This is a genomic window from Nonomuraea antri, from assembly GCF_013283785.1.
Lineage (GTDB): Bacteria > Actinomycetota > Actinomycetes > Streptosporangiales > Streptosporangiaceae > Nonomuraea > Nonomuraea antri.
Genome location: NZ_JABCPZ010000004.1, coordinates 40,274 through 55,502, shown reverse-complemented (window position 1 = coordinate 55,502; position 15,229 = coordinate 40,274). Strand labels below are relative to the sequence as shown.

Genomic DNA, 15,229 nt, shown 5'->3' with positions numbered 1-15,229 from the left:
GTTGGGTGGGGAGGTCAGGCGTCCTGCGGGGCGGCGCGGAAGCGGTTGGGACGTTCCCCGACGAGTTCGGCCTCGCCGTTACGCGTGAGGGTGTCCAGGGCGTTGGCGACAGCTCCGGAGGAACGGCCGAGTACCTTGGCGATCTCGTTGGCGGTGAAGGCGAGGTCGGGGTGCTTCGCCAGGTGGGCTAGGACATCCGGGCGCAGAGGGCGGGGCGCGTTGCGGTCGCCACGTGATGAGCCTCCGAGGGCGACGGTCTTGGGCGGGGCGACGCGGGCGGCTTTGCGTACACCCGAGGTGCCGGTGTAGATGGCCTCCAGGCCCGTGGTGAAGGCCGCTTCGTCGTCGGCCAGCAGGGCGGCGTACGTGGTGGTGACGGCACCGAGGAGATCGGTCAGGGCCTGGCGCGTGTCCTCGATCATGCGGGCCTTGGACAGAGCCATGGCGGCCTGCTGGCGGCGGGCTTCCTCCTCTGCCTGGGCACGGGCCAGTTCCGCCTCGGCCGCCGTGCGGCGGTCGGTCTCCTCTGCCAGGATGCGCATCGCGTCCTGGAGCGAAATCGCGGATCTCGGGGCGGGGACGTCGAGGCTCTCGGCGGTCACGTCGAGTGCGGTGGACGCCTCGGGCGTCGGGTCCGACGTGGCAGGGACGTCGTTGTCCTGATCCCCGGCGTCTGAGGTGACCGGGGCCCACGTGTCAGCGAGGGCGCGACCCTGGTCAGTACGTCCACCGGGGGTGCGAACCGCGCGGCCTGCCTCGGCGAACACCGCGAGGGACTTGACAGCGGTCGGCCGGGAGACACCTGCCGCCTCGGCGATCGTCGCGGTGGACGTGCCAGGCGTGGCGTTCAGTGCCTCCCATACCTTGGCGGCCGTCCCTTCGGGGTTGAATTCGACCAGAGTGGCGTTGGTCTCGCCAACCGTATTCGTCGTCATTTCCGTTCTCCTTGACTGAGATACACAGCCCCGGATTTCGGGGGCTGAATTGTTCGCTCATTACGACTATTTCTCGATCCCATTCACGAAGCAAGCCGACCCGGTGATGCGCACCAAAAATAACGGCTTCCTACTCGTCAAGCGAGGTAATGAATCGGCGGCGCTGCCGGGCTCTGAATGTTCGCCATTTTGACCAGGCGCAGAGTAGGCCAAGCAGATAATGCCAATAATGGGCCGCTGCTGACAGAAAGAAAAATGGAGCGCGTAGAGCAGAGCCAACAGAACTGGCTGGGTTCGCTCTTGCCAGACTCTCGACCTGTAAGGCGAGTCGGGCGGGCCGCCGGTAGCCCTGTCGGCGGGCGCTACCCGCAGAGGCCCGCCTGTACAGGGGTGCTCATCAAGGCGGCGGGCCGATCGGTAGAGCGATCGGCGCACCGACCAGCAGGATGAACGAGCGTACGCAAAGTTCGCGCAACGAAGGCTTTTCGCGTGGGAAGCGGGCCTCCTCGCGGCGGGACGACCCCGTACTCTGTGGGGGTGGGACCAACCGGATAGCAGCCGGTTGGTCCCTTCTCATGGGCGTCCACTCTCGGTCTCAGAGAACGAGCTGCGTCACATATCGCAGGAAGGGTTCATTCGCCCATGGTCCTGTAGGTCATAATAAATCCCAGTCGATCATGCGACCTCCTTTATCGCGCGAATATTTGTCGCACGCTCACGCGTGCTGCGCCATATCAGGGCTCACCTCATCGGCTCTCGTCAAGTCGCCAGCAGCGATGACGTGACCGGCCGTCTTCTCATTCGGCACCGGTGATTCCACAGTAGAGCCGCTCTGTTTGCGGAGAAGGTTTTCTACCTCGGGCGCGAAGCTGTTCGGTCAGTTCGTCGTAGCAATAATGGACCGCCTGAGGTCTGCCGAGACGGGCGTAAACCTCCATCCGCCTGCGGAACAGATGCTCGGCGACGCCATCGAGATCCGTGGCGCGTTCGAGGTAGTCGATCTCGTGCTCGGGCTGCTCCTCCAGGTCGGCGAGCTGGGCAAGGGCCTGGACAATGCTGCGGTTCAGGACGTCAGCCGTCCGCCGCGCCCAGGAATGCGGAACGTCAGGGAGGTAAGGGCCGGTGTAGAGATCGGTGGCGGCGATCAACGCGGCGACCTTCTCCGGGCCTGCCGCCCGGGCCGCTGCGGCGAGGAGGTCACGGATCTGCCAGACATCGCAGTGGTACAGGTCTGGATTGATCCGGTATCCGGTGCCCCCAACGAACTGGATGACGATACGTCCGTAGTTGCCGGGCATTCCGAGTGCCTCGCACATCTTCGAGCGGGTCGCCTTGAGGAGGCCGGCGAACCGGTCGCTCGGACAGTCGGCTTCGGGCCAGAGCTTGTCGCAGGCGGCCGTCTTGCTCAGCAGTGCAGACCGGTGCTCTGCGAGCAGTCCAAGGAGAGCCCACGTGTCCGTTCCCCATCCGCCCATCGAGCGGTTGGGCCCCTCGATGGCACGTTGGCCGACGAGACGGATCATGCCGCGCCGGTCGTCTCTGGACACACCGAGGACGGCTTTCGGCAGCGCGCTCACCGTTGCCGATTGTGCTGACGCGGATTCCCAGTCCGCCTCAGGCTGCTCCAAGGGCATCGCGGGGACGGGAACCACTTGAGCGGCGTCCGAGGCGAGCGGCAGGTGGGCGTCGGTGGCCGATCGGTGACGCCAGTTCGCTGAGCCGAGCCGCATCAGTCGCCCGATCAGGCCGAGTGGTGTCGAGGATGGACCGGACGGCGTTCTCGCCGCCCCTCTGATGAACTGCCGCCGCATGCTGCCTCCCTTGTCGCTCTTGGCTGTGCGAACTGATCAGATCGCGCGCGGCACCGCATCGGGGCCCCTGAAACACCTCACTGCGGCTACTGACCAAGGGCACGGCGTCCAGGAACACGAAAACCCCGTGGGCGCCGGGGCTGCGAGGCCGCGAGATCGGGTGGTGAAAACCCACCATCGCGTGGAACCACTCACCGCTCGACACGGGCCCAGAAGAGTCATCACTACTAGTGCGCAAGCCGCTACTCTCTGTCTGGAGGTGACGTTGGACGGACAAGATCAGATCAACGCGCAGCGCCTGCTGACAGGCGTTGTTCCGGATGAGATCTTCGCGTCGTACTCGAAGCTGCTCGCACAGGACGGCTGCCCCGAGGACGACGCCGCATCTCTCCTCGGAGGCGATGATCAGGTAGCAGAGCTGACCGCCCGCGGGATGGCGCACCTCCGGCCGGACGGCCCGCTGATGCCGCCACGTCTTGTAGCCGCTCCTCCGGAACTCGCGCTGCAGGGCATCTTGGCGGATCTCTCACGGCGTCTCGTCGGCGACCAGGAACGACTGCTGGCCGGACACAAACGGTTGAGCGAGTACCACCAGACGCCGGCTGCCGGCTCATCAAGCTCCGGGGCGGACCGATTCGTACAGATCGTAACCGATCGGGATGAGATCAGCCGCCTGTCCTACGCCCTCATCAACGCCGCGCGGCATGACTGGCTCACCCTGGACAACTACGTCCTGGAGGCTCCAGTTGAGGACTCCACCGGGTACGCGCCGTTGCCCGTATTCGAGGGACAGGTGCGGTGCCGCGCGATCTATGAGACCCGCTGCGCGGAGCATCCGATCGGCGCGAAGACGATCGAGGCGGCGGTGGCTGCAGGGGAACAGGCGCGGCTACTGCCACGCATCGGCATGAAGATGAAGCTCGCGGACGAGGCAGTCGCACTCCTTCCACTGACGCCCACAGGGATGGGCGGGGCCTTGCTCGTACGCTCGCCGGTCATCGTCGGTGCCCTGCGGGAATACTTCGAGCTGCTCTGGGAAAAGGCGATCCCATTCGGGAGCACGAAGTCCGCGGCACCGCTCACGCCAGCGCAGGCGCAGGTGCTGCAACTGCTCACCCAAGGGTTGTCCGACGAGGCGATCGCCCGGCGGATGGACATCAGCGTCAACACCATGCGTAGGCACTGGACCGCTATTCGCGATGAGCTGGGTGTGGAGACCCGCTTCGCAGCAGGAGCCGCAGCAGCACGCCGCGGCTGGATCGACTGACACGAGAGGCCCCGTCACATGCCCGGCTACCTGGACTTCGTCCCCCAGCAGCGATTCCAGCGCACCCTTGCGCTCTCGCCTGACGGCAAGTTGGTCGCCTACTCCAGCCACGCTTCCGGACGCTACGACCTATGGGTGGTGTCCATCACCGGTGACGAACCGCGCCGCGTGGCGGGCTTCGACAACCGAACGGTTCGGCAGATCGCCTGGACACCCTCCGGCGACGAACTGGTCTTCACCGCCGACCAGAACGGGGACGAGCAGTTCCGCATCTACCTCGTCTCGCTGGAGGGCGGGGAACCCGCCGAGATCAGCTCCGGGCCGGACTGCCAGCGCGTCCTGGCCGAATCCCCGTTCGACCCGACCGGGCGTTTGCTGACCTACACCGCCAACGATCGCGACCCTGCGGTCCAGGACCTCATCGTCCTCGATCTGGAGACCAGCGAGCTCCGACGCTTCGTGCCTCCTGAGGGCGTCGCGTTCGAGGCCGTAAGCCTCTCCCCCGACGGCCGCTGGCTCCTGTCGACGGGCTTCCGTTCCAACACCGACATCGCCGTCTACCTCACCGACCTAAACGACCCGGACGCGCAGCCGGTCTGCATGACGTCCGCTCTCGGTGAGGGTGTCTTCGAACCCGGTGCGTGGGCGGACGATTCCAGCGGCTTCCACCTGCTCACCGATCATTGGAGCGAGTTCACCGCTGTGGCCTTCTACGACCTCGCGGACAAGGCCCTTCACTCGATCGCCCGTCCGAACTGGGACATCGAGGCCTTCGACATCGCTGCGGGAGTTCGCATCTGGTCCGTCAACGAGGCGGGCCGCTCCCGCCTGCACGCGGAGCGCAACGGCTCCCCGATGTCCCTCCCCGACATCCCGCCCGGCGTCATCTTCACTCTGTCCTTGGCACCGGACGCGTCTCTCGCGGTCGTCCTGATCGACTCTGCTGCGAGGCCGGCGGAGCTAGCGGTCTTGGACCTGGCCCGCCACGAGTTCCGATACCTCACCGACACCCGTCCCCCAGCCCTACGTGTCATCGACCCCATCGTCCCTGAGCTGATCAGCTACCCCACGCGCGACGGCCGGGACGTTCACTCTCTGCTCTACCGCCCGGACGGCCCCGGCCCACATCCGGTCCTGTTGTCCGTTCACGGCGGCCCGGAGGCCCAGGAACGCCCCATCTACGCCCGCTCCGGCCTCTACCAGCACCTTCTCCACCAGGGGATCGCCATCCTGGCTCCGAACTTCGCCGGGTCCACGGGCTACGGCACCGCCCACCAGAAGCTCATCTACCGGGATTGGGGCGGCATCGACCTGGAGGACCTGGACCACGCGATCAAATATCTCCAGACCCTCGCCTGGGCCGACACCGACCGCCTCGCAGTCATGGGCGCTTCCTATGGCGGGTTCGCGGCTCTGTCCTGCCTGGCTCGTCTTCCCTACTCCTGGGCCGCCGGTGTCTCCATATGCGGTCCCAGCAATCTCGTGACCTTGGCGAAGGCGTCACCGCCCACCTGGAAGACGTTCGTGGCCACCGTTCTCGGCGACCCTGACACCCACGCCGAGCAGCTTCTGGCGCGCAGCCCCGTCACGTACGCAGACGGCATCACCGCTCCCCTGTTCGTCATCCAGGGAGCCCGCGATCCACGCGTTCCACAGGCCGAATCCGACCAGATCGTCACCCGGCTGCGCGAGCGTGGCGTCGAGGTCCGCTACGATATCTATCCCGACGAAGGACACGGCTTCACCAACCGCACCAACGAACTGAAGGCATACGAGGCCATCAGCGACTTCCTCCACACCCACCTGATCGCCACAGCCGAAGACCGCGCTCGCCCGCTTCTGGACGGGGCTATGACATCAGCTTTCGCGCGTGAGGGCTCGGGATCAGAACCGGTCAACGTCCGGACATGACCAACATCTCGAGGAAAGGTTCGCCAAAGTCTCCGTCTTCGTGACTCTGATCTTGTCTGGGCATACCGTGGGTTTCATCGGCAGAGCCTGTATGACCCAAGGAGGTCTGTTATGGCACGAAACCCCGATGCCCCGGAGATCACGTTCTCTGAAGGCTTGGATCTTCCCGACGGCCGGAGAGTGCGCATTCTGGCCTACTCAGACGGAAGCGTCCGCTTCCGTCTGGACGGCACCCCGTATGTGATCTCCGAGACCTACCTGAGCGGAGGTCCGGACGATCACGCGATCATCAAGCTGTCCCCGGGCAAGCAAGGCAGCAACGCGCATGCCAACTGGTATCGCGATCGGCTAGCGAAGATCGACGGTGAGCAGCCGAGCACCTGATCCCAAGCCGGTGTGCGGCGCCCGCCCGTAGATCGAGCAGGCACCGCTGATCACACCGTTCAGGGTTCAGACATCACCTTCCGCATCGCCGTTGTCGGCCGAGACTCACCGGTACCCGACCGACTGACAGCGGGCAGAAGAACGGATAGCGGGCTGAGGCGGTGCTCAGCCCGCATCTCGTGGACGTTTTCGGCTATGGCGTCGAGGGCGCAGTCGAGGCTGAGGTCGAAGCGGGCGCTCTCGTCGCTACTTGCGTAGACGAAGGTCACATCGCATAGCAACGCGAACAGTTTGGCGCGCACGTCGTCCTCGTACCACGGGTAGAGCCTTTCGAGAACGTTCTCGAAATCCAGGGTCTGCAAGATCGCCTCTCTTCGTTGTGAAGACTTCTCCGTACGTTGAAGGTCGGCCTGATAGCAGCAGGCCGACCATCTCATTCCGCTGCGACCCCCACGTGCTCGTCCTTGGCCTTGAGATCGAGGTGGACCCAGACCGTGTGCCCGATCGCGGGAGAACCGACCTGAGAGAGCTTCACGGCGAGATCCCTGACGATCATGAGCCCGAATCCGCCCACGGCCAGCTGTCCTTCGGCCCGCTGACGCTCGAGCAGTGGTCTCCCCGCTCCCCCGAGATCAGAGACTCCGAGGTAGGCCGGACCATCCTCCGGGAGGCGGACCTCGACGCCGAACCAGCCTCCGGCGCTGCCGGAGCGAGTGTGCAGTATGGCGTTCGTCGAGAGTTCCGACACGATAAGTCCGGCGTCGTCCTCTCGGCCTGTTCCAGCGAACAACGCCTCGACCATGCGCCGGGCCTCGCCTATCTGATCGTGTTCACCAGCGAACACGCCGCGCCACGCCATTCGATCAGGCGCACGCATCCATTCCCGTCGATCCGGCGGGTTCATCATGACGATCATTCGCGATGTTCCTCCTGTCGTCGGTGGCGCATCCGGGGTGGATGCGACCGCCCCATGGGGGCGCGACTCCGCATCGGTGGTCAAGTCGTCCAGTCGCAGGGGATGCTGGGCATTCTCGACCGACGTCCGCGCTTTGCACCCGAGTAGCGATCCGGTCACCGAAAGCGAACACCTGCGAAATAGGGCTTGTCAGGAAGAGACTGGAGGAGGTTTCAGGAGGACCCTCGATAGCACCGGCGTATAAGTGAGCCCAAATGAGCGAAAACGGTGTCAGGCCCGAGTGGGCGGAGGACATCCGAACGAAGCGAGTCCGCCGATTGTGGACCCAGAACGAGTTGGCGCGTCAGCTCGAGCTCGCGGCCGGCCCCAAGACGCGTTCCATGCTGCCGAGCCGAAGCTCGATCATCCGGGAGATCCGCTTTCATGAGGCCGGAACGCACCAGCCTGGCACGCTGTACGCCGAGCTCTACCGATGTGTATGGGCACGAAATCCGGAACCGACGACCGAAGCGCAGGCTGAGCCGTCCAGTGACCACCTGGCACTCGCCTGGACAGTAGGGAGGCTCAATCACCGAGTGGACCGCCGAACCGTTCTGCAGTTGGCCGCGACCGCCACGGCGGGTGCGGCGCTTGATCCAGCCCAACGCCTCATCCGTGCCATCAGCGGAGACCACCGGCCAGACGATCCCACCGTTGCTCACGTCGAAGACCGAACCAAGGGCTTCCACCGGCTCGAAGAGCACATACCGGGCAAGTCTCTCTACCCCGCGCTGGTTGTCCACTTGAACGAGGTAAGCGCCCTGCTGGAAGGCCGCCTGGCGGACGATCGCCGACGCCGGTTGGCGGTGGTCGCCGGAGAAGGCGCCATCCTGGCCGCGTGGTTCGCCTGGGAACAGGGCGACGAACGAATGACGGCCGCATACACCCAGCTGGCAAACGTCGCGGCGAAGCACGCGAATGACGGCTCCATCGCCGCATGCATGGCTGGGTACCGCTCGTACATGGTGGGCGGGAACAGGGTTCAGAGCACTCGGCTCATCCGTGCAGGGCTCGACCGGCTCGGCGACGGTGATCCCGCAACACGGGCCTGGCTGCTGGCTCGTCTCGCTGAGGAGACGGCACTCCTCGGAGACCAGCGCACCGCGTTGTCCTCGATCCGCGAAGCGGCGGATGCCTATGCAGGCGCTGACTTCAACGCGCGTCCGTGGACGTACTTCCTCGACCCGGGGCGCTTCGCGTCCATGACGCTGACCGTCTACTCACGGCTCAGACGTCAAGACGACTCCGTCGCCGCCATGGACGAGATCGCGCTGCACCTCGGGCCGACGACAGAGATCAAGAAGCTGTGCGTCGTCAAAGCCGAGATGGCACTCGCGCAATACCGCCTCGGAGACGTCACCGAGGCGGTCAACTGCGCACGATCCGCTCTCGACGCCACCACCGCGATGGGCTTTCCGCTCGGCTGGGAACGTCTCGACAACGTCGCCACGGAACTCAAGCCTTCACGGACTCAAGTCGCGAGGGAGTTCCGCACCGAGTACGCCGCTACTCGGCCTTCGGCGAGCCAGTCGTCTCCTCTGTGATCCAGTCCAGGTAGTCGGCGAGCCCACCCTCGATGGGGGCGGCCACGATCTCCGGCGTCTCGTAGGAGTGAGCCTCCTTGACGACCACGATGAGGTCATCGAGCCGGTCCGTCGTGCTCTTCATGAGAATCACGTACTCGTCGTTCCGCTGGATCTCGCCCTTCCACCAGTAGGTGGAGGCGATGGGGCCGCTGATCTGAGCGCCGGCGGCCACCCGGCCCGCGACCGCTGCGTTGACGATGCGCTCGGCCTCTTCCCGGGTGTCCGCGGTCACGCGGACTTCGACATGGCGGGTCATGGCTCCGAGCGTACGTCGTTGAAACGATCACCTCCTCTGCCCTCCTCTAGCCGCGCGGGGTTCCATCGAATTCACTGTCGGTGACATTCGCTGACAGTGCTTGGACGGATACCCAGAATGATCACGCCCAACTGCCTCAAGCCCCGGCGCGGCTGACCGGCGTAGCAACCCGCCAACGCCACCATCAACCAGTTGCTCAGCCCGACAACCAGAGGGGGACCCAACCTTGGTCACCGACAACGACGTCCAGGACATCGCCGCGCTACGCACCATGATGGTGCGCGAGCTACGCGATCAAGGGGCGATCCAGTCTGAACCCGTAGCCGCTGCCTTCGCCGCCGTGCCGCGCCACCTGTTCACTCCAGGCGAGTCGCTGCAAGTCGCCTACGGTGTGGACAACGCGCCGATCGTCAAGCGTGGCGACGACGGCTTGACGCTCAGCTCCGTATCCGCCCCTCACCTCCAGGCCACCATGCTGGAAGCGGCCGAGGTCAAACCCGGCATGCGCGTGTGCGAGGTGGGAAGCGGCGGCTACAACGCGGCCTTGCTCGCCGAACTCGTTGGCGGCAGCGGACACGTCACCTCGGTGGACATCGACCCCGACATCGTCGAGCGCGCTAGCACCTTCCTCAACGAGGCCGGCTACCACCGCGTCGACGTCGTACTGGCCGACGCGGAAGAAGGCGTCCCCGAGGCTGCTCCGTTCGACCGGATCATCGTCACGGCCGGAAGCTGGGACATACCGCCCGCGTGGATCGACCAGCTCACCGACGATGGCCGGATCGTCGTCCCGCTCCGGCTGAAAGGTACGACGCGCTGGATCGCGTTCGATCGCGACAGCCGGGGCAGCTTGGTCAGCCGCGGCTACGGGTTGTGCGTCTTCGTGCCGTTCCAAGGAGCCGGTTCCCACACCGAACGGAACGTCACGATCGACGACGGGGTGGTGCTGCGTCTGGATGACGAGGACCTCAAGATCGATGTGGCGGCGGCGCGCCGCGCGCTGCACCTGCCGAAGATCGAACGCTGGTCCGGTGCCGTGTTCGACATGCCCGACGAGCAGATGCTGTTCCTGCTCACGAATGATCCGAACATGGCGTTGCTGCACGCCGACCAGCAAGTCATCGATCAGGGCCTCCTCTCCCGTCCTGCTCTCCGAGGAGTGCCCGTACTGATCGGCAGCGACAGCTTCGCCTATCGCGCTGCACGCCCGAACGACGACATGAGCAGCGGATACGAGAGCGGCGTCTACGCGCACGGTCCGTCGGCCGAGGAGCTTGCCGGCCGGTACGTGGAGCTGCTGCGCCGATGGGCGAGCAAGTACCACCGGCGCGGCGCAGCATCCATCGAATACCTCCCCAAACCTGCCGAGCCGGCGGCTCACTCCAGCGCCGTCATCGCCAAGCGGCACGGAACTGTCGTCGTCACCTGGCCCTAGACCACCGGGCTCCCGGAGGGTCGACCGACCTGCAGTGAGCACCGGGGAACCCCCATCACCCAACCGAAGGAGAGACCTTCATGACCACTCGCCCGACCGGAGGGGCGGCAACGCTCATCCCGCCCGGACGCGAATCCCGGGATACCCAAGGCTGGGACGCCGACTGGCTCGCCCGACTTGGATGTGTCCATCGTCGAGTCCGGTGTGGCCGCCGAGCAGCTCATCCGCATGACCGACGACGGCTGCAACTCAACGTGCGGGACCGCGTGCGTCAGTTGCGGCACGTAGACGCCGCGGTGGGATCCCTCTTCTGAACCCGAGCGCCCGGTCGGCACGGTTCACCGACCGGCCGGGCGCCCCTCCACAGTTACTGGAACGGCACATGTACCGATACCTCGACGCCGCAGTGTTGCGTGCCGCAGCGTGGCGGCCGGACCGGCAGGTCGTGTCGTGGCCCGACCTGATCAGCCCGGACGCTGATCCCGCCTCCTGGCGGGCCTGGCTGGCTCGCACGTGGCACATTCCCGGCTTCGCGACGGCCGTGGCCCAGGCCAGCCCCGACCTGGCCCGGTGGGTGCTCAAGATCTGCTCCGGTGGACAAGTGTCTGATCGGAGCGTCCGTCGCGCGGTGATCTCCTTGATGCGGTACCTGCTGCGCGCCTCAGGCCGCGCCACACCGTTCGGCTTCTTCGCCGGGGTCGCTCCGGCTCGCATTCTCGCCACAGCGGACCTCCCAGCAGTGCGTATCGAAGATGCTCACCGCCCGAGAGCCCGGGTCACGGCGGAATGGCTCACGGCTGTCGTTCAGCGGTTGGAAGACGAGCCGGCTCTGCGGCGACACCTGACAGTGGTGGCCAACAACCTCACGTATGAGCGAGATGGCCGCCTGGTGCTCGAACACCGCGCCAGTACGGAGGTAGGCGGGGCGCCAGGAGAGGTGAGCATGCGCGCCACCGGCCCGGTACGGACGGCGCTCCGGCTGGCCCATCATCCGCTGCCCGTCGCGGACCTGATGGACCGGCTGAAGACCGCATCCCCGCGGACTGCCGAACGCACCATCGATGCCCTCATCGCCGAGCTGGTGGCCCAACGCCTCCTGCTCACCAACCTGCGCCCGCCGATGACCGTCTGCGACCCACTCCGGTACCTCCTGCGAGAGCTGGACACCGTGAACGCGGAAGCGATCGGCGAGGTGGCCGACCTCGTGAAAGGATTGCGCACGATCGCCGACGAGCTCACCGACCACGACCGCGCGTCCGCTGCCACAGCGGGTATCCATCGCGAGCGAGCGGTCGTCACGATGGCGACCCTCCACCCCACCAAGCGCCCGCCACTCGCCGTCGATCTGCGCTTGGACGGGGAGGTGGCAGTACCCGCTGTCGTGGCGGCTGAGGCGGCCCGAGCAGCGTCCGCACTCGTCCGTCTGGCCCGCCGCCCCGCCCTCAACACGGGCTGGATGCTCTGGCATGCCCGGTTCCTGGACCGCTACGGCCCGCGAGCCTTGGTTCCGCTTCGGGACGCCGTCAACGCCGATATCGGGCTCGGCTACCCCGCTCAGTACGACGATGTGCGCGCGTCCGAGAGTGACGCCTTGATCGACCGGGACCGAAAGCTGCTGGTGCTGGCGTACAAGGCCGCGATGCTCGGCCAGCGCGAGATCGTGATCGACGACGATCTGATCGCCGAACTCGGCGGGGTGAACCCAGATGCGCAGATTCAACCCAGCACGGAGCTGACCCTACGGATCGACGCGCCCACCATGCAGGCGTTGGCCGATGGAGAGTTCACGCTCGCCGTCATCGGAGCGTCGCGGGCTGTGGGCACCATCTCGGGCCGGTTCCTGGACCTGTTCGATGACGAGCGTCGGCAGCGGATGAGCGATCTCTATACGAGCCTGCCCACGGGAACCCAGGATGCGCTCCCGGTCCAGGTTTCTGCGCCCGCGTCGTACGCAGGCACCGAGAATGTAGCCCGCGCGCCTCAAATGCTGCCGGAGGTGTTGCCGATCGGCGACCACCCCGGCCGCGCACAGGTGCTCGCGCTGGATGACCTCGCCATCACCGCTGACCTGCGTGGTGTCTACGTCGTGTCGCTGTCGCGCCGGCGCATCGTCGAGCCGGTGATCCTCAACGCGGTCAACCTGATCCAGCACACGCACCCACTGGCGCGGTTCCTCCTCGAGGCACCGCATGCCCTTCGTGCTCCGTGCGCCGGTTTCGACTGGGGTCCTGCGTCCGCACTGCCGTTCGTCCCCGCGCTGCGCTACGGACGTACGATCATCTCCCCCGCTCGGTGGCGGCTGACATCAGCCGACCTGCCCGCGCCCTCGGCCGCCTGGGAGAACTGGGACAGCGCCCTGACCGCATGGCGGGAACAGGTGGCCTTGCCCGAGACCGTCAGCCTTGGCGGCGGTGACCAGCACCTCCGGATCGACCTCAACGAGCCCGCACACCGCGCCCTCCTACGCACCCAGGTGGACCGCGCCGGCACCGCTATCCTGCGTGCCGCCCCCGAGGCGGGTGCTGGCGGGTGGATCGACGGCCGCGCCCACGAGCTCGTGATCCCGCTCTCCATGACCAGCCCGCCCACCGTGCCGCCCCGGTTCGCGCGCGAATTGACCTCCCGAGAGGATGGCTACCTGCCCGGTCAGCATGGGCGGCTGTCGCTGAAGCTGTACGCCCACCCTGACCGGCACGACGCCATCCTCACTCGCCATCTGCCACGCCTCCTGGATTCGCTCGGAAGCGAAACCCGCTGGTGGTTCCTGCGCTACCACGATCCTGATCACCATCTCCGCATCCGGCTGACCGTGCCTTTCGGCGCGTTCGCGGACGCCGCCGCCGAGGTGACCGAGTGGAGTGAGCAAGTACGTCATACCGGTCTGGCGGGACGCGTGCAGTGGGACACCTACTTCCCGGAGACCGCCCGCTTCGGCGGCTCGACCGCCATGGACGCAGCCGAGGCGTACTTCGCCGCCGACTCGGCCACAGCCCTCGCCCAGCTGGCCGCGGCCACTACTCGGGGTGGGCCCAACCTGTACGCGATGACCGCCGCCAGCATGCTCGATATCTCCGCTGCCTTCCTCGGCGACACCTCCACTGCAACGCGCTGGCTGATTGACCACTCGCGTGCCGATGCCTCCCCTCCCGACCGCGCCACCTACGACCAAGCCGTCAGCCTGGCCAACCTCGACAATCACAAAGCGCTGGCCGCGTGTCTGGGAGGCGATCGGATCGTCTCCTGCTGGGTACGGCGCAGGCAGACGCTTGCCGCCTATCGACGCGTGCTGGAGGAGGCGTGCACACTGCCCCCGGCCGTCGTGCTGCCTGATCTGCTGCACCTCCACCACGTCCGCATGGCCGGACCCTCGCCGGCCAGCGAACGGACATGCCTGCACCTGGCCCGCGCCGCTGCCTTGAGCTGGACCGCCCGCGCCAGGAGGAAGGCATGAGTCAGACCACCTCAGAAGCGCTCGCCGCCGCCAACGCCATCGCCGAAGCGCTCGCCGATCCACAGCAGTGGACAGCCGAACCACCGGGCAGCGGCCTGGTCTGGCCCCAATCGCTGTGGGCCGGAGCGGCAGGAATCGCCTTGCTGCACATCGAGCGCGCCCACTCGGGACATGGCGACCCCCGCATCGCCCATGCTTGGGTGCAGGCGGCCGCCTCCGGCGCGCTGACGGCGGCGCCGAACGCGAACCTGTTCTTCGGAGCTCCCGCGCTGGCCTTCACCATGCGCGCCGCCGCAGGCAGGTCAGGCCGCTATCGGCGCGCGCTGAAACGCTTGGACGACACGGTCACGGCGATCACCCGCACCCGGCTGGCCGCCGCCCACGCACGCATCGATCGTGGCGAGCAGCCTGAGATGAAGGAGTTCGACCTGGTCCGCGGACTGACTGGGCTGGAAACCTACCACCTCAGCAGCCATCCGGACCGGTCGATCACGATCGACGTGCTGTCCTACCTGGTGCGCCTGGCTGAGCCACTACCCGCAGGCGGTGAACTGCCGCCGTGGTGGACATCGGTCGCACCCAATGGAGAGCCGAGTTCCGACTATCCGGAAGGGCACGGCAACCTAGGCATGTCCCACGGCATCTCCTCGGTCCTGGCACTCCTCTCTCTGGCCGTGCTGCGCGACGTGCCCGTCGCCGGGGCTAAAGAGGCGATCGAGCGGATCTGCTCCTGGACCGACACGTGGCGGCAGCACGACCACACGGGAGCGTGGTGGCCGGGCACGGTCACCATCGATCAGGCACGCGAGCAACGCATCGATCCGTCCCAGCGTCCCCGGCCGTCGTGGTGCTATGGCGTCAGCGGCACGGCCCGTGCCCAGCAGCTGGCCGGCCTGGCGCTTGTGGACGAGAACCGGCAACGTTCCGCGGAGAGGGCGATGCTGGCCACCTTGCGCGACCCGGTGCAGCTGGGACGACTTACGGAAAGCGGGCTTTGTCACGGCATAGCCGGGCTGCTCCAGTCGGCCTGGCGGATGGCCGCTGACGCACGCACGCCCCAGCTCGGAGCCGAACTTCCCTCGTTGGCTTCCCAACTCGCAGCGGAGATCTCCCGTTCCGCTCCACAGGCCGGGTTCCTCGACGGCGTCGCAGGGGCGGCGCTCGCCCTGCACGCCCTCGGCACCGGTGCAGTGCTGTCGAGCTGGGACACCGCCCTGCTCCTGGCCTGACCTGGAGGC

Annotated in this window: 13 protein-coding genes; 8 read left to right on the top strand and 5 right to left on the bottom strand. The window is 66.6% G+C overall.

Annotation, left to right across the window (positions count from 1 at the left end):
- Positions 1-14: 14 nt before the first annotated feature.
- Positions 15-935 (bottom strand): helix-turn-helix domain-containing protein, encoded by a 921-nt coding sequence (locus tag HII36_RS02175; protein WP_173521315.1) that lies wholly within the window; start codon positions 933-935, stop codon positions 15-17.
- Between the two features lie 797 nt (positions 936-1,732).
- Complete coding sequence (locus HII36_RS02170) at positions 1,733-2,746, bottom strand: AfsR/SARP family transcriptional regulator (RefSeq protein ID WP_173521314.1); 1,014 nt, start codon at positions 2,744-2,746, stop codon at positions 1,733-1,735.
- Between the two features lie 259 nt (positions 2,747-3,005).
- Here HII36_RS02170 and HII36_RS02165 point away from each other — a divergent pair, with 259 nt between their 5' ends.
- The 3 genes from HII36_RS02165 (at position 3,006) to HII36_RS02155 (ending at position 6,308) form a co-directional block, all read left to right on the top strand.
- Positions 3,006-4,013: a helix-turn-helix transcriptional regulator gene (locus tag HII36_RS02165; RefSeq protein WP_173521313.1), complete on the top strand. Its 1,008-nt coding sequence runs from the start codon at positions 3,006-3,008 to the stop codon at positions 4,011-4,013.
- Between the two features lie 18 nt (positions 4,014-4,031).
- Positions 4,032-5,924, top strand: coding sequence for a S9 family peptidase (locus HII36_RS02160; protein WP_173521366.1), 1,893 nt, complete (start codon positions 4,032-4,034; stop codon positions 5,922-5,924).
- A gap of 111 nt (positions 5,925-6,035) precedes the next feature.
- Positions 6,036-6,308: a hypothetical protein gene (locus HII36_RS02155; RefSeq protein WP_173521312.1), complete on the top strand. Its 273-nt coding sequence runs from the start codon at positions 6,036-6,038 to the stop codon at positions 6,306-6,308.
- Positions 6,309-6,367: 59 nt separating this feature from the next.
- On the opposite strand, the gene HII36_RS02150 is transcribed toward HII36_RS02155, so the two are convergent.
- A complete protein-coding gene (locus HII36_RS02150; protein WP_173521311.1) occupies positions 6,368-6,670 on the bottom strand; it encodes a hypothetical protein in 303 nt (100 codons plus the stop codon).
- A gap of 71 nt (positions 6,671-6,741) precedes the next feature.
- Complete coding sequence (locus HII36_RS55500) at positions 6,742-7,224, bottom strand: ATP-binding protein (RefSeq protein ID WP_217369070.1); 483 nt, start codon at positions 7,222-7,224, stop codon at positions 6,742-6,744.
- A gap of 254 nt (positions 7,225-7,478) precedes the next feature.
- Here HII36_RS55500 and HII36_RS02140 point away from each other — a divergent pair, with 254 nt between their 5' ends.
- A complete protein-coding gene (locus tag HII36_RS02140) occupies positions 7,479-8,807 on the top strand; it encodes an XRE family transcriptional regulator (RefSeq protein ID WP_173521310.1) in 1,329 nt (442 codons plus the stop codon).
- Here HII36_RS02140 and cutA read toward each other — a convergent pair.
- A complete protein-coding gene (gene cutA / locus HII36_RS02135; RefSeq protein ID WP_173521309.1) occupies positions 8,770-9,105 on the bottom strand; it encodes a divalent-cation tolerance protein CutA in 336 nt (111 codons plus the stop codon). The genes HII36_RS02140 and cutA overlap by 38 nt on opposite strands.
- Positions 9,106-9,331: 226 nt before the next feature.
- On the opposite strand from cutA, the gene fxlM reads away from it, so the two are divergent.
- The 4 genes from fxlM to HII36_RS02115 all read left to right on the top strand — a co-directional run bounded on the left by fxlM (position 9,332) and on the right by HII36_RS02115 (position 15,220).
- Complete coding sequence (gene fxlM, locus HII36_RS02130) at positions 9,332-10,540, top strand: methyltransferase, FxLD system (protein WP_217369069.1); 1,209 nt, start codon at positions 9,332-9,334, stop codon at positions 10,538-10,540.
- 183 nt (positions 10,541-10,723) lie between these two features.
- On the top strand, positions 10,724-10,828 hold the full coding sequence (locus tag HII36_RS59110; protein WP_407940730.1) for an FxLD family lanthipeptide: 105 nt from the start codon (positions 10,724-10,726) through the stop codon (positions 10,826-10,828).
- A gap of 94 nt (positions 10,829-10,922) precedes the next feature.
- Positions 10,923-13,991, top strand: coding sequence for a lantibiotic dehydratase (locus tag HII36_RS02120; RefSeq protein ID WP_173521308.1), 3,069 nt, complete (start codon positions 10,923-10,925; stop codon positions 13,989-13,991).
- Positions 13,988-15,220 (top strand): lanthionine synthetase C family protein, encoded by a 1,233-nt coding sequence (locus tag HII36_RS02115; RefSeq protein WP_173521307.1) that lies wholly within the window; start codon positions 13,988-13,990, stop codon positions 15,218-15,220. The genes HII36_RS02120 and HII36_RS02115 overlap by 4 nt, the downstream gene beginning before the upstream one ends.
- Positions 15,221-15,229 lie beyond the last annotated feature (9 nt).